Source organism: Terrisporobacter mayombei (genome assembly GCF_020748465.1).
Taxonomy (GTDB): Bacteria; Bacillota; Clostridia; order Peptostreptococcales; family Peptostreptococcaceae; genus Terrisporobacter; species Terrisporobacter mayombei.
The window spans coordinates 1-441 of record NZ_JAHZMP010000271.1; the positions used below are offsets into that span (position 1 = coordinate 1).

The 441-nt window shown below is 51.2% G+C and carries 1 protein-coding gene; it reads left to right on the forward strand.

The window, feature by feature from the left end; all coding sequences use genetic code 11:
• Positions 1-30: 30 nt before the first annotated feature.
• On the forward strand, positions 31-441 hold a 411-nt coding region (locus tag K0039_RS25485; protein ID WP_500303722.1), incomplete at its 3' end, for an ABC transporter permease.

Below are 441 nucleotides of genomic sequence, written 5' to 3' on the forward strand. Positions count from 1 at the left end.
TTGACCCGCGACGACGCCAGTTTTGTCAAAATGGTCTTTACGCTGGATAACTACACGCGTCTGCTCGATCCGCTCTATTTTGAAGTGCTATTGCACTCGCTGAATATGGCGCTGATCGCCACCCTCGCCTGCCTGGTGCTGGGCTACCCGTTTGCCTGGTTTCTGGCGAAGTTGCCACACAAGGTGCGTCCGCTGCTGCAGTTTCTGCTGATTGTTCCGTTCTGGACCAACTCATTAATTCGTATCTACGGGCTGAAAATTTTCCTCAGCACCAAAGGCTATCTCAACGAGTTTTTGCTCTGGCTGGGCGTTATCGACACACCAATCCGTATCATGTTCACGCCCAGTGCGGTGATTATCGGTCTGGTTTACATTCTGCTGCCGTTTATGGTGATGCCGCTGTACTCCAGTATCGAAAAACTGGATAAGCCGTTGCTTGAG